Origin of the sequence: Pleomorphomonas sp. NRK KF1, from assembly GCF_023721755.1 — a bacterium.
Lineage (GTDB): Bacteria > Pseudomonadota > Alphaproteobacteria > Rhizobiales > Pleomorphomonadaceae > Pleomorphomonas.
The window spans coordinates 19,093-37,755 of sequence record NZ_JAMDLH010000009.1 but is presented as its reverse complement, the minus strand read 5'-3'; the positions used below and the strand labels follow the sequence as shown (position 1 = coordinate 37,755).

18 protein-coding genes and 2 tRNA genes are annotated in these 18,663 nt (G+C 65.7%); 12 read left to right on the top strand and 8 right to left on the bottom strand.

Annotated features, from left to right (window positions below):
- Position 1: 1 nt before the first annotated feature.
- From M4J39_RS19695 to M4J39_RS19685, 3 genes are all read right to left on the bottom strand, one after another.
- On the bottom strand, positions 2 to 547 hold the full coding sequence (locus M4J39_RS19695; protein ID WP_251730197.1) for a helix-turn-helix transcriptional regulator: 546 nt from the start codon (positions 545 to 547) through the stop codon (positions 2 to 4).
- 41 nt (positions 548 to 588) lie between these two features.
- Positions 589 to 3,306 (bottom strand): DUF2339 domain-containing protein, encoded by a 2,718-nt coding sequence (locus M4J39_RS19690; protein WP_251730196.1) that lies wholly within the window; start codon positions 3,304 to 3,306, stop codon positions 589 to 591.
- Positions 3,307 to 3,369: 63 nt separating this feature from the next.
- Positions 3,370 to 4,911, bottom strand: a complete 1,542-nt coding sequence (locus tag M4J39_RS19685; RefSeq protein WP_251730195.1) for an MFS domain-containing histidine kinase — start codon at positions 4,909 to 4,911, stop codon at positions 3,370 to 3,372.
- A 217-nt stretch (positions 4,912 to 5,128) separates the two neighbouring features.
- Between M4J39_RS19685 and M4J39_RS19680 the strand changes: the two genes are divergently transcribed.
- Together M4J39_RS19680 and moaA are read left to right on the top strand one after the other, a co-directional pair.
- Positions 5,129 to 5,614 (top strand): Lrp/AsnC family transcriptional regulator, encoded by a 486-nt coding sequence (locus M4J39_RS19680; protein ID WP_251730194.1) that lies wholly within the window; start codon positions 5,129 to 5,131, stop codon positions 5,612 to 5,614.
- A 105-nt stretch (positions 5,615 to 5,719) separates the two neighbouring features.
- The gene (moaA, locus tag M4J39_RS19675; protein ID WP_251730193.1) at positions 5,720 to 6,727 is read left to right on the top strand and encodes a GTP 3',8-cyclase MoaA; all 1,008 of its coding nucleotides are present in this window, start codon (positions 5,720 to 5,722) and stop codon (positions 6,725 to 6,727) included.
- A gap of 33 nt (positions 6,728 to 6,760) precedes the next feature.
- Here the strand turns inward: moaA and M4J39_RS19670 are convergent, their stop codons facing one another.
- Positions 6,761 to 8,365 (bottom strand): ABC transporter substrate-binding protein, encoded by a 1,605-nt coding sequence (locus tag M4J39_RS19670; protein WP_251730192.1) that lies wholly within the window; start codon positions 8,363 to 8,365, stop codon positions 6,761 to 6,763.
- A 255-nt stretch (positions 8,366 to 8,620) separates the two neighbouring features.
- Between M4J39_RS19670 and M4J39_RS19665 the strand changes: the two genes are divergently transcribed.
- The 4 genes from M4J39_RS19665 (at position 8,621) to M4J39_RS19650 (ending at position 11,231) form a co-directional block, all read left to right on the top strand.
- Positions 8,621 to 9,298: a phosphoribosyltransferase gene (locus tag M4J39_RS19665; protein ID WP_251730191.1), complete on the top strand. Its 678-nt coding sequence runs from the start codon at positions 8,621 to 8,623 to the stop codon at positions 9,296 to 9,298.
- A 123-nt stretch (positions 9,299 to 9,421) separates the two neighbouring features.
- A complete protein-coding gene (locus M4J39_RS19660; RefSeq protein WP_251730190.1) occupies positions 9,422 to 9,814 on the top strand; it encodes a hypothetical protein in 393 nt (130 codons plus the stop codon).
- A gap of 134 nt (positions 9,815 to 9,948) precedes the next feature.
- On the top strand, positions 9,949 to 10,455 hold the full coding sequence (locus M4J39_RS19655; protein WP_251730189.1) for a sigma-70 family RNA polymerase sigma factor: 507 nt from the start codon (positions 9,949 to 9,951) through the stop codon (positions 10,453 to 10,455).
- Positions 10,452 to 11,231, top strand: a complete 780-nt coding sequence (locus M4J39_RS19650; protein WP_251730188.1) for an anti-sigma factor — start codon at positions 10,452 to 10,454, stop codon at positions 11,229 to 11,231. The genes M4J39_RS19655 and M4J39_RS19650 overlap by 4 nt, the downstream gene beginning before the upstream one ends.
- Positions 11,232 to 11,262: 31 nt before the next feature.
- Here the strand turns inward: M4J39_RS19650 and M4J39_RS19645 are convergent, their stop codons facing one another.
- The gene (locus tag M4J39_RS19645; RefSeq protein WP_251730187.1) at positions 11,263 to 11,502 is read right to left on the bottom strand and encodes a hypothetical protein; all 240 of its coding nucleotides are present in this window, start codon (positions 11,500 to 11,502) and stop codon (positions 11,263 to 11,265) included.
- A 254-nt stretch (positions 11,503 to 11,756) separates the two neighbouring features.
- Between M4J39_RS19645 and M4J39_RS19640 the strand changes: the two genes are divergently transcribed.
- From M4J39_RS19640 to M4J39_RS19630, 3 genes are read left to right on the top strand one after another with little or no spacing between them, the layout of a single operon-like run.
- A complete protein-coding gene (locus M4J39_RS19640) occupies positions 11,757 to 12,749 on the top strand; it encodes an ABC transporter substrate-binding protein (RefSeq protein ID WP_251730186.1) in 993 nt (330 codons plus the stop codon).
- Positions 12,746 to 13,573, top strand: a complete 828-nt coding sequence (locus M4J39_RS19635; RefSeq protein ID WP_251730185.1) for an ABC transporter permease — start codon at positions 12,746 to 12,748, stop codon at positions 13,571 to 13,573. The genes M4J39_RS19640 and M4J39_RS19635 overlap by 4 nt, the downstream gene beginning before the upstream one ends.
- Positions 13,573 to 14,289, top strand: coding sequence for an ABC transporter ATP-binding protein (locus M4J39_RS19630; RefSeq protein ID WP_251730184.1), 717 nt, complete (start codon positions 13,573 to 13,575; stop codon positions 14,287 to 14,289). The genes M4J39_RS19635 and M4J39_RS19630 overlap by 1 nt, the downstream gene beginning before the upstream one ends.
- A gap of 215 nt (positions 14,290 to 14,504) precedes the next feature.
- Here M4J39_RS19630 and M4J39_RS19625 read toward each other — a convergent pair whose 3' ends face one another.
- The gene (locus M4J39_RS19625) at positions 14,505 to 14,984 is read right to left on the bottom strand and encodes a transglutaminase-like cysteine peptidase (protein ID WP_251730183.1); all 480 of its coding nucleotides are present in this window, start codon (positions 14,982 to 14,984) and stop codon (positions 14,505 to 14,507) included.
- A gap of 509 nt (positions 14,985 to 15,493) precedes the next feature.
- Between M4J39_RS19625 and M4J39_RS19620 the strand changes: the two genes are divergently transcribed.
- On the top strand, positions 15,494 to 16,621 hold the full coding sequence (locus M4J39_RS19620) for a hypothetical protein (protein WP_251730182.1): 1,128 nt from the start codon (positions 15,494 to 15,496) through the stop codon (positions 16,619 to 16,621).
- A gap of 123 nt (positions 16,622 to 16,744) precedes the next feature.
- On the opposite strand, the gene M4J39_RS19615 is transcribed toward M4J39_RS19620, so the two are convergent.
- Positions 16,745 to 16,829: transfer RNA gene (locus M4J39_RS19615), tRNA-Tyr, on the bottom strand.
- Positions 16,830 to 17,040: 211 nt separating this feature from the next.
- On the opposite strand from M4J39_RS19615, the gene M4J39_RS19610 reads away from it, so the two are divergent.
- Both M4J39_RS19610 and M4J39_RS19605 read left to right on the top strand, forming a co-directional pair.
- On the top strand, positions 17,041 to 17,877 hold the full coding sequence (locus M4J39_RS19610) for an RNA methyltransferase (protein WP_251730181.1): 837 nt from the start codon (positions 17,041 to 17,043) through the stop codon (positions 17,875 to 17,877).
- A gap of 211 nt (positions 17,878 to 18,088) precedes the next feature.
- Positions 18,089 to 18,163 (top strand) — tRNA-Thr (locus tag M4J39_RS19605).
- A 15-nt stretch (positions 18,164 to 18,178) separates the two neighbouring features.
- Here M4J39_RS19605 and M4J39_RS19600 read toward each other — a convergent pair.
- The gene (locus M4J39_RS19600; RefSeq protein ID WP_251730180.1) at positions 18,179 to 18,592 is read right to left on the bottom strand and encodes a GNAT family N-acetyltransferase; all 414 of its coding nucleotides are present in this window, start codon (positions 18,590 to 18,592) and stop codon (positions 18,179 to 18,181) included.
- Positions 18,593 to 18,663 lie beyond the last annotated feature (71 nt).

Genomic DNA, 18,663 nt, shown 5'->3' with positions numbered 1-18,663 from the left:
TTTATGCGGGCCGTTCATAGAAGGATGTGACGAGCCGCCCGGCCGAACCGTCGGACAGCCGCACCCGTTCCCACAGCATCGGGCCGGGCCGGATGGGAATGTCGGGGTCGCCGTTGGCGCTGGTGTCGAAGGCGAGCGATCCGAGCTCTCCGTCGTACCAGCCAATGTCCTTGAGGCGGGCCTCCGCCGCCAGGATCTCGTCCGAGGCATAGACCAGCAGCGACCGTCCCAGATAGTCGTCGATGTTGGCCCGCCAGTCTGCGGCGCGAGCCGGTGACGCCGCCAGCAGGCGGTGCGTGCGGTCGCAGATGAGATGAACCGGGCTCATCGACGTCTCGACCAGCCGTTTCAGCGCCGCGTCCTGCGCCGGATCGGGCCGCGCCGCGAAAATGGCCTGCAAGGCGCGCGCCTGTTCCACCGTCAGCGACAGGCTGCCGCTCTCCCAGCGCGACACGGTGGACTGTGTGACGCCCATCAGGTCGGCGAGGTGCGACTGCTTCATGCCGGCGAGGCGGCGCAGGTGCCTGAGCGGCAGGGTGGGAACCATGGCGAGGGCCTTGATGAACGGGCCGAGAGGGTACGTCCGCCTCAGCTCTTCGGCAAGCCACCTCGCTGGCGACGCAGTATCGTCTGGTAGGCGAGGCCGATGGCCACCAGCACGCCGCCGAGGCCGATGAAGGAGAGGGCCCTGAGCGCACCGGTGAGACCGGCGGTGTCGATCAGGAACACCTTGGCCACCACGCCGGCGACGATCACCGCCGCCACCGTGCGCACCGTCCGGCTGGCGGTGACGAAACCGGCGGTGAGCACGACGAGGCCCAGCACCAGCCAGACGGCCGAATAGGCGTAGAGTTCGCCTTCCTCCACGCCGCCCCAGCCGAGGTTGCCGCCGTGCCAAGCGGCGCGTACGGCGAGCGTCGCCCACATGGCGATCAGCAGGCCGCCGACCGTGGCGGCGATGGCGACGGCATAGCCCGGCAGGTCGGTGCGACGACGCGCCACCCCGGCGATCAGGAGGGCGAGCACCGCCGGGCCGAGATAGCCGAGAAGCAGCGTGCCGTCGAAGGCGCCGCCGTCGATCCGCTCGCCCGTCAGCACGGGGTTGTTGACGATGAGAAGGCCGATGGCCGCCATCACCAGACCGAAGCCGCCGAACAGCGGAACGCCCCAGATCATCACCGGCGATGGCCGGCGGGCGCCGAGCCAGTTGAGGCCGAGCGAGATCGCCAGCATCACCATGGTCAGCAGGCTTTGCTCGGCAAGGCTGGACACCGGGGCGAACAGGTCGCCGCCATTCATGGCATGATGGACCTCGACCGTTGCCGTCAGCGCCGTGAAGACGACGGCAAGCGCCTCGAACACCGGAACGGTTCGCGGGTCGCCGGGCGTGCGGCCGAAGCGCCAGGCGGCGTAGGCGAAGGCCAGCGTCGGCACGCCATAGCCATAGAGTAACGGGTTGAACAGCACGGTCGTGCCGAGATCGTCGCCGACGATGCGCGGGTCCCAGGCGATCCTGGCGACCACCACGACGGCGACGGCCAGTGCGGTCGGGCGCAGCGCGGCCACCGGGCGTCGCGTCTCGACCCAGGCGATGGCGGCGACGAGCAGCGCCAGAGAGACGGTCAGCATGCCTCGCTCGAAGGCGATGGTCAGCGCCGCGCCCAGCGCGGTGATGCAGCCCACGGCATAGGCGGCGATGGCGCCGTCGCGCCCCTTGGCGTCCGAGGCGAGGCGGCGGCCGAGATACTCGGTCACGGAGGCGAGATAGATGGCTGCCGCCAGCGCCGCGACGGCGAAGGCGGGCGAGGCCGTGAGGTCGCGGCTGGTGTTGAGGTAGGCGAAGGCGATCAGCCCCGGTGACGCGAAGGCGCCGGCCACGGAAAGTTGCGGTCGGCCGCGCGCGGCGATGGCGCCGGCAAGGCCCGCCACCGTCAGGATCAGCCCGAGCAGGATGCCGATGCCGAGATAGTCGCTGCTGGAAGGCGAGGCCAGAAGGTCGGCAAAGTCGGCTACGGTCGGCTCACCGGTGACCGGATCGATGACGATGTTGGACACCGTCACGTTGAGAAGGCCGTAGGCGAGGAGGGTGACGACGAGAGCCGTCACCGCGAGACCGCGCGCCGCCGGCCATTCCGAGGCGAGCGCCATCAGCAAGAGCGCCAGAATGGCAATGAGCGTGACGGTGAGCGTTCCCGTTCCGGCGGCGGCCACGAAGGCGATGAGCGGCAGCGCGAACAGGCTGAGGACGACGAGGGCCGTCCTGTCGAAGGCAGTATCCGCCGTACGATCGCGCGGCGCGTGGCTGGTCACGAAGACCACGGCGGCGAGGAGCAGCGATATCAGGAAATGGGCGGCGACATAGAGCTGGTCGGCGGCGTGGCTGACGGTCACGACGGTGGCCGACAGCAGCAGTGACCACAGGATGTTGGCGACCGTCACCGACACAGCCAGCCAGCGCCACAGGCGCAGGCGCGCGACGCCATAGGTGGCGGCGGAGACCACGGCGAGGTAGATCACCAGCGGCAACAATGCCGGTTCGTTGCTGGAGACGAGAAGCGGCGTCGCATAAGCGGCGAGGAGACCGAGCGCCGCCAGCGCCGGTCCGTGCCGCAGCGCCAGCACCAATGTGGCGACGCCGACGGCGCCAAGCGCGACGAAGGCGAAGGCCGGGCCGATCAGGCCATAGAGGCCGTAGGCGGCATAGACCGACGCGAAGGCCGACACGGCGCCCGCGGCGGCCAGCACGCCGGGAACATAGGCGCGTCGCGCCGGACCGGAGTCCTCGGCAAAACCGGAGCGGCGCAGCCACTCACCACCGGCCAGCAGCAGGCCGGAGAAGACGAGGCCGAGCAATACGCGCGCCGCCGGGCCGAGCAACCCGGCTTCGATCGAATAGCGGACGAGGAAGATGCCGCCGAGGCCGAGCGCCAGCCCGCCGACCCAGACGGCCCAGCGGCTGCCGATCTTTTCTTCGAGCGAGGTGCGAGCGGCGGCCGGCGTTTCTTCCTCGTTCGGTGGGGAGGGCTCGCTTGCGGCCTCTTGCTCTTCCGACGGCTCGGGCTCGGCGATGGCTTCGACCTGTTCGGGCGCCGCTTCCGGTTCCTCGGCGACGACGGATTGGGCGGGGAGGGGCGCGGAGGTCGGTTCCGCCTGCGGCGCCGGCGGTCTCGCCGCGCGCAATGCCGCTTCCAGGTGCTCGACGCGCTGCCGCAGTTCCCGGGTCCGCGAGAAGGCGATGATGCCGAGCACCGAGCCGACGAAGATCGTCAGGACGATGAGGGCGGCGAAAAGCAGAAGCTCATCCATGGCGTCACCGGCTCCGGTTCGGGTGTCAGTGATAGCCTATTGTTGGAAAGGACGAAATGGCGCTCAGGCGTAGCGGCGTTGTCCGGCCCGCTTCCCACGCCCGGAAGAGCCTTCCTCGATGGGCGGCATCACTTCCATGACGCGCGACGGCGGGAAGGTGATGGTCACCTCGGTGCCCTCGCGAAGCTTGGACTGAAGATCGAGCGTGCCGTCGTGCATCTGCATCAGCGCCACGCAGATGGGAAGGCCGAGACCGGTGCCCTGTTCGGCGGTCTGGATGGCCAGCGAGCCCTGGCCGAAGGCCTGGAGCACGATGGGGATTTCGTTCTCGGGAATGCCGGGGCCGTTGTCGCGCACCGACACATACTGGCCGCCGCCGGCCGTCCAGCCGAGACGGATGAGGATCTCGCCGCCGGGCTGGGTAAACTTTACCGCGTTGGAGAGCAGATTGAGAATGATCTGGCGCACCGCCCGCTCGTCGGCCCAGATCTTCGGCAGGTCCGGCTCGAACTGCTCGATGATCGTCTGGTTCTTCGACTTGGCCTTGAGCTTCAGAAGGTGGTGGCATTCCTCGGCGAGGAAGGAGAGGTTTACCGCTTCCTCGTTGATCTGGTAGCGGCCGGCCTCGATGCGCGACAGGTCGAGGATCTCGTTGATCAGCTTGAGGAGATGCTGGCCGGAGGTATGAATGTCGGCGGCATATCCCTTGTAATGGTCGTTGCCGACCGGCCCGAATACCTCGTTCATCATGATCTCGGAGAAACCGAGAATGGCGTTGAGCGGGGTGCGGAGCTCATGGCTCATGGTGGCGAGGAAGCGCGACTTGGCGAGGTTGGCTTCCTCGGCCCGGCGGCGGCTGTCGTCGGAGATCACCTTGGCCTGTTCGAGTTCGACGATCAGCGCGTCCTTCTCGACGCGGAACTCCATCATCGTCAGCGTCGACTCGTAGAGACGATAGGCGAGCAGCACGAAGAAGACTTCCGCCAGCACCAGGAAGCTGGCCATCGAGTAGTCGACGAAGCCTCGGCCCATGGCGAGTTTCAGCGCGCCGCCGATGGCGATCGGCAGCGTGCTCAGGACGACGGCGCGCGGCAGGTTGCTCGCCACCATGGCCAGCACGGCGATGGCGGTGAGCAGCGCGCCGAAGGCGAAGGTGCCGGTGCCGCCGATGATCGCGCCGGGCAGGAAAAACAGGGACGAGAAGACGAGGCCGAATAGCCCCTCGGCAATCATGAACTGCCGGCGCCAGTACTTGAGACTTACCGCCCCTGCCGGCGTCTGGCTGAAGCGTCGCGCGGTGAGGCCGATGAGCGTGTGGGCGATGAACACCGCGCCGGCCCAGATAGCCACATACCGGTAGGCCATCCAGTAGGCGGCGGTGCCGCCGAGCGCCAGGATCAGCAGACCGACCGGCAGCCAGCTCGACAGGCGGTTGCGGGCATACTCCAGCAGGATCTCGTAGTCGAAGGCCGGTCGCGTGCCGGACTCCGATGACAGGCGTTCGCGAACGTCCCGCACCGCACGCGTCACGTCGCGCCGACGCATCGATCGTTGCCTGTTCTGCTCCAGGCGAGCGGTCTGCGACTGGTCCGAGCCCAGGATCATGCGTGATGCCAACTTCCAGCCAATTGTTCGGCCACACTTAAGCCCCATTTTCCCTAACGCCCGGTTCGTTCTTATGGTTAATGATTGGTATTCGGAGCCGGGAAGGAGCTCGTCGAGTCAGGCGGGGCTTGACAAGGATGGGAAAAAAATTCTTATTTAACGTTACATTTTCTTGCAAAATAGAAAGTCATTTCGGACGAAGGTGGGGCGCACGATCATGCTGGACCGGTTGGACAGGAAAATTCTCTCGATCCTCCAGGAGGACGCCACCATTCCCGTGGCCGAGGTGGCCAAGAGGGTCGGCCTGTCGACCACGCCTTGCTGGCGGCGCATCCAGAAGCTCGAGGAGGACGGCGTCATCCTGCGCCGGGTGGCGCTGCTTGATCCCAAGTCGGTCAACACCAAGGTGACGGTGTTCGTCTCCATCGTCACCAACCAGCATTCGGAGGAATGGCTGCGCCGTTTCGCCGAGCTGATCCGCGAGTTCCCCGAGGTGGTCGAGTTCTACCGCATGAGCGGGCAGGTCGATTACCTGTTGCGCGTGGTGGTGCCGGACATCGAGGCCTACGACGCCTTCTACAAGCGGCTGATCGCCAAGATCGACATTTCCGACGTCTCCTCGGCCTTCGCCATGGAGCAGATCAAGTACACCACGGCCATGCCACTGTCCTACATACCGCTCGACAAGGACAAGCAGGTCTAGCTCCGACGCGCTCAAAGATGAGCGTCGGTTGGAGGTTTTCTCGACCGGCCGCTTGGGCTATCGTGACTGCCCCGGTCAGTCCGGGTTTAAGGTGAGCGCAGCCCCATGCAGCAGGCATCCAACCTGATCGATCCCTTCGGCCGTCGCGTCGACTATCTGCGCGTCTCCGTGACCGATCGCTGCGACTTCCGTTGCGTCTATTGCATGTCCACCGACATGACGTTCCTGCCGCACGGCGACCTTCTGACGCTGGAAGAGCTCGATCGACTGTGTGGCGCCTTCATCCGCCGTGGCGTCCGCCGCATCCGCGTCTCCGGCGGCGAACCGCTGGTCCGGCGCGGCATCATGGCGCTGTTCCGCTCGCTGAAGGCCTATCTCGACGACGGCAGCCTCGACGAAGTGACGTTGACCACCAACGGCTCGCAGCTCATCCGCTTTGCCGACGAACTCGCCGCCTGCGGCGTCCGCCGCATCAACGTGTCGCTCGACAGTCTCGACGCCGACAAGTTCCGGGCGATCACCCGCACCGGCAGCCTCGACAAGGTGCTCGCCGGCATCGACGCGGCGGTGCGCGCCGGGCTCAAGGTCAAGATCAATACGGTGGCGTTGAGAGACGTCAACGAGTTCGAACTGGCCGACATGCTCGCCTGGGCGCACGGGCGCGGCTTCGACATGACGGTGATCGAGACCATGCCGCTCGGCGAGATCGACGGCGATCGCCTGTCGCAATATCTGCCGCTGACCGAGGTGCGGGCCAATCTCGCCCGTCGCTTCACGCTGGACGATACGACCTATCGCACCGGCGGCCCGGCGCGTTACGTCACCGTCCGTGAAACGGGCGGCCGCCTCGGCTTCATCACGCCGATGACCCACAATTTCTGCGAAAGCTGCAACCGCGTGCGCGTCACCTGCACCGGCACCGTCTACATGTGCCTGGGACAGGACGACAAGGTGGATCTCCGCGCGCCGCTCCGCGCCTCGGAGGCTGACGATCTGCTCGACGCAGCGATCCTCAAGGCCATCGCCCACAAGCCGCGCGGCCATGACTTCGTCATCGACCGCACCGGCATCCCCTCGGTCAAGGGGCGGCACATGAACACGACCGGCGGGTAGGGGAGCCTCATTTGCGAGGCTCCCTTTCTCGCGTCAGCTCTTCAAGGCAACGTCGGCCCAGTTGGAGACCGCCCAGCGTGGGTTGCTGGCGACGTTCTCGACGCTGTCGCGCGCCACGGTGATGAAGCCCCACTCGGCGACGTTGATCAGCGGCAGGTCGGCGGCGACGTCCTTCTGGAACTGCTTGTAGAGCTCGGTGCGGGCGGCGGTATCCACCGTTTCCGCCGCCTTGTCGATCAGCGCGTCGAGCTCGGCGTTGGCATAGCCGCCCTGGTTGGAGAAGGGCACTCCATCAGGGGTGCCCGAGCGCACCAGGATGGTGGTCGAGATGGCCGGGTCGCCACGGAATACCGGCGGCGCCACGGCGAGATCGAAGGCGTGGTCGGTATAGACCGCCTTCTGATGGCCGGCCGCGTCGTTATTGACGATCACCGCGTCGATGCCGACGGCGGCCAGCGCCTGCCGGAGATAGTCGCCGAACTGGCGAGTCTCGTTGAAATAGGGCGCCGGCAAGAGCTTCAACTGGAAGCGGGTGCCGTCCTCGCCGCGCTTGTAGCCGGCCTCGTCGAGCAGCGCGTTGGCCTTGTCGACGCTGAACTCGTAGGTCGGCACGTCCCCGGTGTAGAACTCGGGCGCGTTCTTGGGCACAGGGCCAGTGGAAGCCGCCGCATAGCCGAGGAAAATGGTGTTGACCACGAAATCGCGGTCAATGGCGTGGGCGATGGCCTGCCGCACCTTGAGATCGGAAAGCTCCTTGCGGCGGTGATTGATCTCGACGACGAGCTGGTAGGTCAGCGCCTCATACCCCTTGGAGATCACCTGGATGCCCGGAACCTTGGAAATGCGATCGAGGTCGGCGAGCGGCACCGCCGAGAAGGCGGCGAGGTGGACTTCCTCGGCCTCCAGCGCCGCGCCGGCGCCGGCCCGGTCGGGCAGCACGCGGAAGACGATCTCGTCCACCTTGGGTTCGCCCGTCTCCCAGTAACTCTCGTTTTTGGAGAGGAGGTAATACTCGCCGGGCTTGTAGTCGGTGAACTTGAACGGGCCGGTGCCGATCAGCTTGTCGATCCCCGGCGCTGCCTTGAGGTCGGTCCCGGCGAAGACGTGCTTGGGCAGCACGGCGGTGACGGCCGGCAGCGCATTACGGATCAGCTGGATCGGCGTCGGCTTGGAGAACTTGAACACGGCGGTGTACGCATCGGGCGTATCGACGGCTTCGAGGTTGGCGAACACCGAACGCCCGAGGTTCTGCAGCGGCTTCCAAACTTCCAGTGCCGAGAAGGCGACGTCCTCGGAGGTGAAGGGCTGGCCGTCGTGCCAGGTGACGCCCTCGCGCAGCTTGAAGGTGATGGAGAGGCCGTCATCGCTGCCCGTCCAGGAGAGCGCAAGGCGCGGCGCAAGGCCGTTCTCGCCGTCGAAGGAGGCCTCGGCCAAGGGCTCGATCACCTTGCTCGACAGGAAGAACACGCCGTTGGAGGCGACGACCGCAGGGTTGAGGTTCTTCGGCTCGCTGTCGGCGGCCACCACCAGGCGCGTCTTCTCCTGTGCCAGCAGGCGGGTGGTGGACAGAGCCGTCGAAGCGGCGAGGAGCAGGGAAGCCTTGATGAGGCCACGGCGGGAAAGGGCGGCAAGGGTCATGGGGGACTCCGGCGAAAGCTTCGGCGATCGGACGGTCGCGGATGCGATCGTGGTGACACTGTCGATCCGCCTGCGTGGATGTTACAGGGATGAATTTGCGGGCGGCAACGGTGCCGAGAACTATTTTTCGCTTGAAGCGGATTTATGGCGGCGCACGCTCTGCAAGAGGCCGTGCCGACCCTTTCCCACGCGAATTCCTTCCGCTTTTCATGGCAGTAACTTGCCTGTACACCGGAGCGACAACCGGGGCCTTCCATGCAGCCGCACGATTTCTGGCAGACCATCCTTCCGGCCGGCGCCGATGCCGGCCGAGAACCCTTCTCGGACGCTTATGCCGCCCGCCTCGCCGATGGCCGGCAACTGCTGTTGCCCATACGCACGCTCGCCGATGGCCGGCACGGGCTGGCCTCGCTGATCGTCAACCAGGCGAGCTTCCAGGTGCTGTCGGCACTGGCCGACGATCTCGCCGCCCGGCTGCGGCCCTTTGCGCCCGAGGTGGTGGTCGGCTTGCCGACGCTGGGGCTGACGCTGGCCGCCGCCGTTGCCGAGCGGCTCGGCCATTCGCGCTACGTTCCCTGCGGCACATCACGAAAATTCTGGTACGTCGAGGAACTGTCGGTGCCGATGAGTTCGGTCACCACACACCATGTGAAGCGTCTCTATGTCGACCCGCGCATGCTGCCGCTCCTCGAAGGGAGGCGGGTGGCGCTGGTCGACGATGTGATTTCCTCCGGCACCTCGATCGTCGCCGGCCTTCGCCTGATGGCAACCGTCGGCGTCGAGCCGGTGGCGATCGGCGCCGCCATGCTTCAGACGAACCGCTGGCGGGCGGCCCTTGCCGACCTCTCGCCGACATGGCCGGAGCGTGTTGTCGGATCGTTCGCGACGCCGCTTCTGGAGCGCGCGGGCGACGGCTGGCGGCCCGCCGTTTGAGACGCGGACGCGCACCGGATCGGCCGTCCCGAAAAAGACGAGGGCATACGGAATAAAACGTAGCGGGCGGTGTTGTTGTCTTCGGGAGCTGGATCCTTAGCGTCTCCCGAGGAGGGTTACCCCATGAACAAACTGATCGTCTCCGCTTTGCTCGCCGGCCTTGCCGCCGCCACCGCTCCGGCCTTCGCCGAGGACTATGTCTCCGGCGCCATCAAGACCATGGAGACGGCCAAGGGCGAGGTCCTGACCGACGCCAATGGCATGTCGCTCTACACTTTCGACAAGGATGCCGCGGGCGTTTCCAACTGCTATGACGGTTGCGCCGTGAAGTGGCCGCCGGTGACGGCCGCCGCCGGCGCCATGGCCGCTGACGACTTCTCGCTGGTGACGCGCAAGGACGGCTCGCAGCAGTGGGCCTTCAAGGACATGCCGCTCTACCTCTGGCAGGGTGACAAGAAGCCGGGCGACGTCAGCGGCGACGGCGTGGGTGGCGTCTGGCACCTCGCCAAGGAGTAATACCAAGACGCATTGAAAATGACTCTTGGTACTCCGCTTGCGGATTTCTCATGCACCTGATGCAAATGAGAAATCCGCAATGGCCTCAATGAGCGGATGCGTCAGCATCTTCGCGAGTTGTTATAAGGTCGATCATGCCGGGCTTCCTGGACGATATCGAAACGCTGGTGCCCGCCTTGCGACGTTATGCGCGGGCGCTCACCGGCAATGCCGACCGGGCCGACGATCTCGTCCAGGATTGCCTTGAGCGCGCGATTGCCAAACAAAGCCTGTGGCGGCCCATCGGCCCGGTCCGCCCGTGGCTCTACAGGATCATGATCAACCTCCACCGAAACGACCACCGCCGGCGGCGCGGCTCCCCCGAGCCGGAAGCGCTGGAGCTTCTGTCCGTCGAGCCGGCAAGCCCGGCCACGCAAGGCGCGCGCCTCGCCCTCGCCGAGACGGCGGCGGCGCTCGATCGTCTGCCGGCCGAACAGCGCGAGGCGCTGCTGCTTGTCGCGCTGGAAGGACTGAGCTACGCCGAGGCGGCCGGCGCGCTGGACATACCCGTGGGCACCCTGATGTCGCGCATATCGAGGGCGCGTGAGGCCTTGCGAGCCATGGTGGACGGACCGGGACCGAGACTGAGGTCGGTGAAATGAACAGCAAGACCACCATCACCGAGGCCGATCTCAACGCCTATGTCGACGGCGAACTGACGCCCGAGCGGCTGGCGGCGATCGAAGCCCACCTCGCCGATCATCCGAGCGATCGCGAGCGCGTCGCCGCCTGGCAGGCCCAGACCGCGACCTTGCGCTCCCTTTACGGGCACCTGGCCGAGGAAACGCCGCCGCTGCGGCTGTCGCCCTGGCGCCTGGCCGCCGAACGACGCCGAAACCTGCGGCGCGTTGCGATGGCAACGGCGGCGGCGCTGGTGCTTGTCGTTGTCGGTGCCGGCGGTGGCTGGGTCGGCCGTGGCCTCGTCATGCCCGATGCGACCGAGATGACGCTGGTGAGCGAGGCGGAAGCCGCCCACACCCTCTACACGCCCGAAGTGCTGCACCCGGTGGAAGTGGGCGGCGAGGAGGGCGCACATCTCACCAAGTGGCTGTCCAAGCGCCTCGATCGCAGCCTGATCATTCCCGATCTCGCGCCGGAAGGCTTCTCCCTCGTCGGCGGCCGGCTGTTGCCGGCGGCGCGCGGCGCGGCGGCGCTCCTGATGTACGAGAACGTCGAAGGAGCCCGCGTCACGCTCTACGTCGTGCCCCAGGCGGGCGGAGAGACGGCGATGCGCTTCACCACGAAGGGCGACCTCACGGCGGTCTCCTGGCAGGTTGAAGCGCTGGGCTGCGTGCTGGTGGGCAGCCTGCCGCGCGACACGCTGATGAAGCTCGCCAAGGCAAGCTACGGCAGCCTCGAAACGGGGGCGAACATCTGACCGGCGCGATAGCGTCTCGGCTGGAAGGCCCCTAAAGCCTTGTTTCCTCGGTGCGTCTGCGGCTGCGCATTTCGCGCCAGGCCTTCATCCTCGGGGCGATGCCCATGGCGACGGGCACGGCGATGATGAAGGTCAGGCCGACCACCCATGGCACCAGCACGTCCGCCTGCTCTTCCAGCGGGGTCGCCATGACGATGACCATGCCGATGCCGAACAGGACACCTTGCACGATCAGGTAGATCAGCAATGTGAGCATGATGCGGATTCTCATCGTCGTCTCCTTGAAGGTCGCCTTTACCCTCAACGCGGAAACCGCCCGCCGGGTTGCACCGGGAGCGGGAAAGCGCCGGGAAAATGGGCAATCCGGAGGTCTTGTTGCAATTGACGCCCCATTCGACCTATCGTTATATACTTCATGATATAACGTATTCGGCGGTTCGGCGGCCGCTCCCGCCACTGGATTTCGACGACGGACGCAGGTCCGGGGACGGCGCGCCGAGCCGCTTCCGCGAGAAGGGGATCGGAATGGCTTTCTTGACGCGACGCGCCTTTGTCGGCGCTGGACTGACGCTCACGGCGGTCGGCGCAAGCCGCCTCTCCCTTGCCGGTCCGCTTGCCGGTTTGCAGGTGCTCGGCGCGCCGAACGGAGCGACGATCGTGCTCTCCGACCTCGTGGCCAACGGCGGCCTCGACGAGGTAGCACCCGACGCCGGCTTTCGCCTGTGGCGCACCACCGACGACCTCAGGGCGGCCATCGTCTCCGAAAGCAGCCTGCTTTACTCGACGCCCAGCCATGTGCCGGCCAACCTCGTCAATCGCGGCATGCCGCTGAAGCTCGCCGCCATCATCGGCATGGGCCACCTGTCGGTGGTCGCCGCCGACGAGGGCATCACGTCGATGCACGATCTTGCCGGCCGCACCGTGCTGAGCTTCTTCCGCCACGACATGCCCGACCTGGTGTTTCGCGCCATCGCCCGCCTGGAGGGCATGGACCCGGACAGGGACTTCGATCTGCAATACGTCCAGACACCCGCCGAGGCGGCGCAGATGCTGGCCGCCGGCAAGGTCGACGTCGCCGTGCTGTCCGAGCCGCCGGCCACCGCCGCCATCATGATGGCCGGGCAGAAGGGGCGGGTGCTGAAGCGGGTGCTCAACCTCAACGACCTCTGGGGCGCCCACAAGGGAAAGGCGCGCATTCCAATGGTCGCCGTCGCACTGCACCAGAAGCTGATCGATACCGCGCCCGAGGTGGTCGCCGCCCTTGGCAGCGGGCTTCGCGCTTCCAGGGATCGCGTGTTCGCCGACCGAAAGGCCGCCGCCTCCCTGGCCGAGAAGTCCATGGACATGAAGCCGCAGCTGTTCGAGAAGGCGTTCGACCACTTCAACATCGACGTCGTCTCCGCTGCCTCGGTCAAGGGCGAGCTCATCGCCTTCTACGAGGCGCTTCTGGAGCTTGAGCCGGCCTCGCTCGGCGGCAAACTGCCGCCCGACGACTTCTACATGGACCTGCCGGGATGAACCCCCGAAGCTTCCTGGCCGGTGACGGACTGTTCGGCGGCCTCGGCCTGCTGCTGCTGGCCGTCGGCTGGAGCGTCGTCAATCGGGTGTCCGGCCCGTTCGTGCTGCCGTCGCTGGGCGATACGGCCGGGGCCTTCCTCGCCCTGTTCGCCTCCGGCAGCGTCGGCCGCGAGCTTGGAACCACGTTGCTTCACGCCGTGGGCGGTGCCGCCCTGGGCACGACGATCGGCTTCGGTCTCGGGCTTGCGGGCGGCCTGCGGCCCTCCGTCGGCGCCACCCTGCGGCCGATGGCCGTCACGGTTCTGGGCATCCCGCCGGTCGCCTGGGTGGTGCTGGCGCTCCTGTGGTTCGGCCCGGGCCTCTTCAGTCCGCTATTCACCGTGACTGTGACGACCGCGCCGATCCTGTTCGCCTCCACCCTGCAAGGCGTCGAGGCGCGCGACCGGGGCCTCGTCGAGATGGCCGACGTCTTTAGGCTGTCGCGCCGCACGAGGCTGTTCCGCCTGCTGCTGCCGGAGCTGGCGGTCCACGTGGCGCCCGCCCTCTCCACCACCTTCGCCCTCGCCTGGAAGGTGGCCCTGACGGCCGAGGTGCTGGGCGACGGCAGCGGCGTCGGCGGCGCCTTCGCCACCGCCCGCGCCCATCTCGACCTCGCCGAGGCGATGGCGTGGATCTGGCTCGTCGTGGTCTTCCTGCTGGTGACCGACGGCCTGCTGCTCGGCCCGCTCCGGCGCTGGATTCGCGGCAACCGGGCCACCGACGCCGCCGCCCGCGCCGCCGGCCCGACCTGCGTCGGCATCGGCTACGCCAAGGAACGAGGCTGATGCTGCGGTTCGAGAAAGCCACCTGGCAGGCCGGACATCAGTCGGTTCTCGAAGAGCTCGACCTCACCATTCCGCCCGGTCAGCTGGTCGTCATGCTCGGCGCCTCCGGCGTCGGAAAGACCTCGGTGCTGCGCCTCTCCGCCGGCCTCTCCCAGCCTTGGTCGGGCAGGGTGGTCAATGGCTTTGCCAGCACCGCCATGGTGTTCCAGGAGCCGCGCCTGATGCCCTGGGCGACCGCCCTCGGCAACGTCGCGCTGGTGCTGGAAGGCGAGGAACCCTCCCGCCGCGCCGAAATCGCCGCTGCCTGGCTGAGGCGCCTCGGGTTCGGCGAGGGCGACATGGGCAAGCGGCCGCGGCAGCTGTCGGGTGGCATGCGCGCCCGCGTCGCCATCGCCCGCGCCTTCGCCACCGGGGCCGATCTGGTGCTGATGGACGAACCTTTCGCCTCGCTCGACCTGGGCCTCCGGCGCAACCTTCAGGTCGAGGTGCGGCGCCTTGCCAGCGAAACCGGCGTGGCGGTCCTCTTCGTCACCCACGACCTCACCGAAGCCGTCAGCCTCGCCGATCGCATCGTCGTCCTGGCCGGCCGCCCGGCCCGCATCGTCGCCGACCTCAAACAAACCCCGCCCGACCGCCTCTCGGCCGTCTGGGAAGCCGCCGCCGCTCTTTCCACCCGCCCGGAGCTGGAATCGGTGATTGCCGGATTGGGGGCGTAGGCGGCAAGACGGGGTCCCGCTACCCGATCCCCTTTTTATGGGCGCCCACGGCCACTCCCAGCAGAAAGCCAAGCGAGAAGACCGTACTGACGGCGATAATAGTCAGGATCGTCATGCCAGACCCTTTCGATGTACTTCGGCCCGCTAGATTTCGATCTGCGGCGTGATGTCGGAGAAAAGGCGACGAGTTTGAACAGATACCGAAGATGTCCATGTCACTTCGGTCTTAGCCACATGCGGGGGTTTTTGGCCGACTGGATCGAGGTAAACCGCATGGTCGACTGTTCGGCGGGCTGCACGGCGTCGGTCAAGTTGTCGAGGACATAGGTCTGACCGGAGAGCGTGACCAAGAGGATGGCGTGGTCGCCGCCCTTGAACTCCGCCACGGCAATGCGGGCATTGGCACTGCCGACGCCCCTGGCAATGAGAAGGCGTCGTTTGGTGATTGCATAGTCCTCGCAGTCGCCATCCTTTGGACCCATCCGCCAGTCGTCCTTGCCAGGAGATTCAGCCTTGGGATGGATGGATGCGTTGACGATTCTGTTGACGTCCTGAACCTCCTCCACCGACAGAACGCGCGTCTGTACGACTGGGCGGCAGTCGGATGGGCTGTCCAGGCACATGCGGTAAAACCCTGCGGGACCTATCGTATAGGCAGCCATGACTCCGGCAATAAGTGCGGATACGGCACTCATGATTATCCCTTCACGCGCAATGGTGGTGGCGGCTTCCAGAGATGTGGCAGGGAGGCGGCATCGTGCTTCTCATCCGAGCCGTTGCCTCCTCCCTGCGATGACTTGCACTTTCTAGTGAACAACGTTGCAGCGGCGCATCTCCCAAATGGGGGATGTGTTCATTCGTCCTGCAGTTTAATCGAGCAGTGATCTCGGTGATCCGGAGTCGAAGACGATCTCCAGTCGTCCGGAGCGCCGCCGCGGCATGTAAAAATCAGTGGCCAGAAGCAGGGCGACCGACGACGTTGGTAGTCGCGCGGAAATGTCAAGCCAACGAGGTGGAGGAGAGGAAAGTAACGACTTTGGTAGTGAATCCTGCAGATAGGGGAATGTTGAATTTACTTGGAATGAACTTCGTGATTTCCATGGGTGAATAGATACCCAAGTATGCAGAGTTCGCTACCATCTCCTACACGCCGTTGGACTGAGGCGGAAGCAGAAGGAATCCGAGTACCGTAGGGTGCCGATAAATGAACCAGGCCGATGCGAGCAGAGTTCTGGCTGTCGTGTCCGAGGAAATAGAAAGGGCTGCGTTCGGTCTTTCTTCATGGGCCGATGTCGCATTGCGTCTTTCGGAGGGATTCCCTGGGGCATCCTGCTTTATATTAAGCGAAGACCAGGTAACGAAGACACTAAGGCAATCAGAGGCGATCAACATAGAGCAGCGTTATGTTGACGCATACGCGCAGCACTTTGCCTTCCGCAATCCTTGGCTGAAGGTGTGGGATTTCCTCCCTGATGGCGCTTGTGCTGTATCGGAAAGGGATTTTCCTGTAAAACTCATCGAGAATACAGAATTTTATAATGATTTTGTCAAACGTATTCCAAATTTCGAAGCATCCACTGGGCTGTCCCTGGATGTTGACCCATATACGACGTTTCGAATTCCGATTCATTATTCGAAAGCCTATGCCGAACGCTACGATCCGTGGGCAGAATGGACGCTCTCGAGGTTGAAAGGTGTCCTGAGACGAACTGCCAATGGCATTCTCACCAGAGAGGATGAGAACAACCTGCAGATTGCACGAGCTGCGCTGGCCAACAGGGCGAACGATCTGGCCATCGTCGTGAACAACGAGATGAAGATCATCGAAGCCAACAAGGCAGCGGTGAGTGCTTTGGTCAGGTCCGATGTTATGTGGGACAGGCAGGGCAAGCTGACGTTTCGCGACCGCAGGTTGGCCGAAGCGATCCCAGCGGCTGTCAGGAGCATCGCGGCGTCGGCGAGTTCCGAAGTCGCGTCCGTGGGGGCCCATTTGGACAGCGGACACTGGATTGTCCACTTCTCGCTGGTGGCTGGGTCGAGAGCGAATCCTCTTGTATTTTCCCGGCCTCTCATTCTGCTGCAAGCGCGAAACCTGTCAGCGGTGTCGCCGGTCCAGCCGCTTACCGACGCAGCCCGCATGCTCATGCTCACACCGGCGGAGGAGCTGTTCTGCCGCCACCTGATGATGGGTATCGCCGTCAAGGACATCGCTGTTGCGACGGGCATCACGTTCGAGACGGCCCGCTTCCGCCTTCGGGCGATCTTTCAGAAGGCTGGAGTTCACAGACAAGGCGAGCTGGTGTCGTTGCTTTATCGAAGCGTCGGGTATTGAGGCCTTTGACAATGCCTGTCCGCTAGCTGGCACTTTGCCGCCTGGCATCAAGGTGCAGGCGTACGCGAAGCACCCGTCAACCCGGCGTCACAGTTCGATGCTCACAAGGAGCTGCGGGGGAAATGGTGGGAGAAGTAGGACTCGAACCTACGAAGGCCTAGCCAGCGGATTTACAGTCCGCCCCCTTTGCCGCTCGGGACATTCTCCCATCCCGCTCCGCCGGTGCCCGAAGGCGTCGGCCGAACGGGCGCTCTTATGGCGACCATGCCGGGCGCTGTCAACCCCATGGCCCGATTGTTTTGTCGACAATGCGATTGTCCCGCGTAGGAAGGCGGAAACGCTCGGGCACGCCGATAGCGGAAGCGCAAGAAAAAGCCGCGCCACTGGCGCCGGCCGGGCGCCACGGCTATAAGCGCCGCATGTCCGACGATACACCCTCTCAGAAGCGCCCCCTCAGGAAGCCCGGCCGCCCGCAGGGCCGGCCAGACGGCAAATCCGGCCCGCGCGACTTCCGCCCCCGTCCCAAGCGCGAGCGCGAGGCCGGCGAGGCGCTGTGGCTCTACGGCCTGCACACGGTGGAGTTCGCGCTGAAGAATCCGCGCCGCGCCGCCCTGCGCCTGCTCGCCACGCGCAACGCCCAGGCGCGCCTTGCCGAGCGCTTCCCCGAGGGCAAGCTGCCGATCGCCGCCGAGGAGGCGTCTCCCTACGTGCTCGACCGGCTGCTGGGTTCCGAGGCCGTGCACCAGGGCTGTGCGCTGGAGGTCCAGCCGCTCAAGCCGCTGACCACGCTGGAAATGGCCGGCGCCCGTGTTGTGCTGGCGCTCGACCAGGTCACCGATCCGCACAACGTCGGCGCCATCCTGCGCTCGGCCACCGCCTTCGCTGTCGATGCCGTGCTGACGACGACGCGCCACAGCGCCGCCGAGTCGGGCGTGCTGGCGAAATCGGCCTCCGGCGCGCTCGATGTCGTGCCGGTGACCTCCGTCCGCAACCTCGGCGACACGCTGGAGGAAATGAAGGCGGCCGGCTTCACGGTGGTCGGCCTCGATTCGGAAGCGCCGGAATCGCTCGACGAGGTCCGCCTTTCAGCGCCGGTGTGTCTGGTGCTCGGCGCCGAGGGCAAGGGGCTGCGCCAGCGCACCCGCGAACTCTGCGACGTGCTGGCCCGCATCGACATGCCCGGCGAGATCAAGAGCCTCAACGTCTCCAACGCCGCCGTGCTGTCGCTCTACATGGTCCGCAAGGCGCTCGGCTGAGAGCCCGACGTGGAAACTCTACTGGGATGGGCATCTAGCTTCGCTTTCTGCGCTTCCGGTGCTCACGGACCTTTAAGTCCGCTGCGCTCCGGTTCTCGAAACCATCGCCATCTGCCTCGCCCCAGCGAGTTTCGAGTCGAGCTCTGAGGCGGCTGATGAAGATGCGTCCAGGGTTGCACCTGACCGTGCCTTCGGCTATTCGAAACTCCGCGCCGGCGTAGCACAGCGGTAGTGCAGCGGTTTTGTAAACCGAAGGTCGGGAGTTCGATCCTCTCCGCCGGCACCATCAATCCAGACGTACTTATTTCCCAATCCACTGCGCCATGCCGATGGACGCGGGTGCCGTCGGCTCGAAGCCGTATTGGGCGTAGAGGTGCTTGGCGTCTCCGTCGGCGATCAGGCTGACATAGGCTTCTGCCGGGGCGAGTTGCCGCAGTTCCTTCATCAGGGTCGACATGATCGCCTTGCCGAGGCCGCGCCCCTGGTGGGCCGGTTCCACGGCGATGTCGACGACCTGGTAGCAGAGTCCGTCGCCCATCACGCGCCCCATGCCCACGACCTCGGCATCATGCCGGACGAGCACCGCCACCACCGTGTTCGGCAGGCCGGCCGCCGCCGCTTTCTCGCTTCTCGGCGTCAGGCCGGCGACCCGGCGCAGGCGGCAGTAATCCTCGACGCCAGGTGTCTCGACGGTCACGGTATAGTCGCACGTCATGTCGGATCGTCTCCTTCCGTTGGCAGTGGACGATGTCCGTTTTTGCGAGGTGACGCAACGGCAGACGCCTG

Coding starts and splice junctions, on each gene's coding strand:
- M4J39_RS19695 (WP_251730197.1), bottom strand. CDS start 547: ATGGTTCCCACCCTGCCGCTCAGGCACCTGCGCCGCCTCGCCGGCATG.
- M4J39_RS19690 (WP_251730196.1), bottom strand. CDS start 3,306: ATGGATGAGCTTCTGCTTTTCGCCGCCCTCATCGTCCTGACGATCTTC.
- M4J39_RS19685 (WP_251730195.1), bottom strand. CDS start 4,911: ATGATCCTGGGCTCGGACCAGTCGCAGACCGCTCGCCTGGAGCAGAAC.
- M4J39_RS19680 (WP_251730194.1), top strand. CDS start 5,129: ATGCTGGACCGGTTGGACAGGAAAATTCTCTCGATCCTCCAGGAGGAC.
- moaA (WP_251730193.1), top strand. CDS start 5,720: ATGCAGCAGGCATCCAACCTGATCGATCCCTTCGGCCGTCGCGTCGAC.
- M4J39_RS19670 (WP_251730192.1), bottom strand. CDS start 8,365: ATGACCCTTGCCGCCCTTTCCCGCCGTGGCCTCATCAAGGCTTCCCTG.
- M4J39_RS19665 (WP_251730191.1), top strand. CDS start 8,621: ATGCAGCCGCACGATTTCTGGCAGACCATCCTTCCGGCCGGCGCCGAT.
- M4J39_RS19660 (WP_251730190.1), top strand. CDS start 9,422: ATGAACAAACTGATCGTCTCCGCTTTGCTCGCCGGCCTTGCCGCCGCC.
- M4J39_RS19655 (WP_251730189.1), top strand. CDS start 9,949: ATGCCGGGCTTCCTGGACGATATCGAAACGCTGGTGCCCGCCTTGCGA.
- M4J39_RS19650 (WP_251730188.1), top strand. CDS start 10,452: ATGAACAGCAAGACCACCATCACCGAGGCCGATCTCAACGCCTATGTC.
- M4J39_RS19645 (WP_251730187.1), bottom strand. CDS start 11,502: ATGAGAATCCGCATCATGCTCACATTGCTGATCTACCTGATCGTGCAA.
- M4J39_RS19640 (WP_251730186.1), top strand. CDS start 11,757: ATGGCTTTCTTGACGCGACGCGCCTTTGTCGGCGCTGGACTGACGCTC.
- M4J39_RS19635 (WP_251730185.1), top strand. CDS start 12,746: ATGAACCCCCGAAGCTTCCTGGCCGGTGACGGACTGTTCGGCGGCCTC.
- M4J39_RS19630 (WP_251730184.1), top strand. CDS start 13,573: ATGCTGCGGTTCGAGAAAGCCACCTGGCAGGCCGGACATCAGTCGGTT.
- M4J39_RS19625 (WP_251730183.1), bottom strand. CDS start 14,984: ATGAGTGCCGTATCCGCACTTATTGCCGGAGTCATGGCTGCCTATACG.
- M4J39_RS19620 (WP_251730182.1), top strand. CDS start 15,494: ATGAACCAGGCCGATGCGAGCAGAGTTCTGGCTGTCGTGTCCGAGGAA.
- M4J39_RS19610 (WP_251730181.1), top strand. CDS start 17,041: ATGTCCGACGATACACCCTCTCAGAAGCGCCCCCTCAGGAAGCCCGGC.
- M4J39_RS19600 (WP_251730180.1), bottom strand. CDS start 18,592: ATGACGTGCGACTATACCGTGACCGTCGAGACACCTGGCGTCGAGGAT.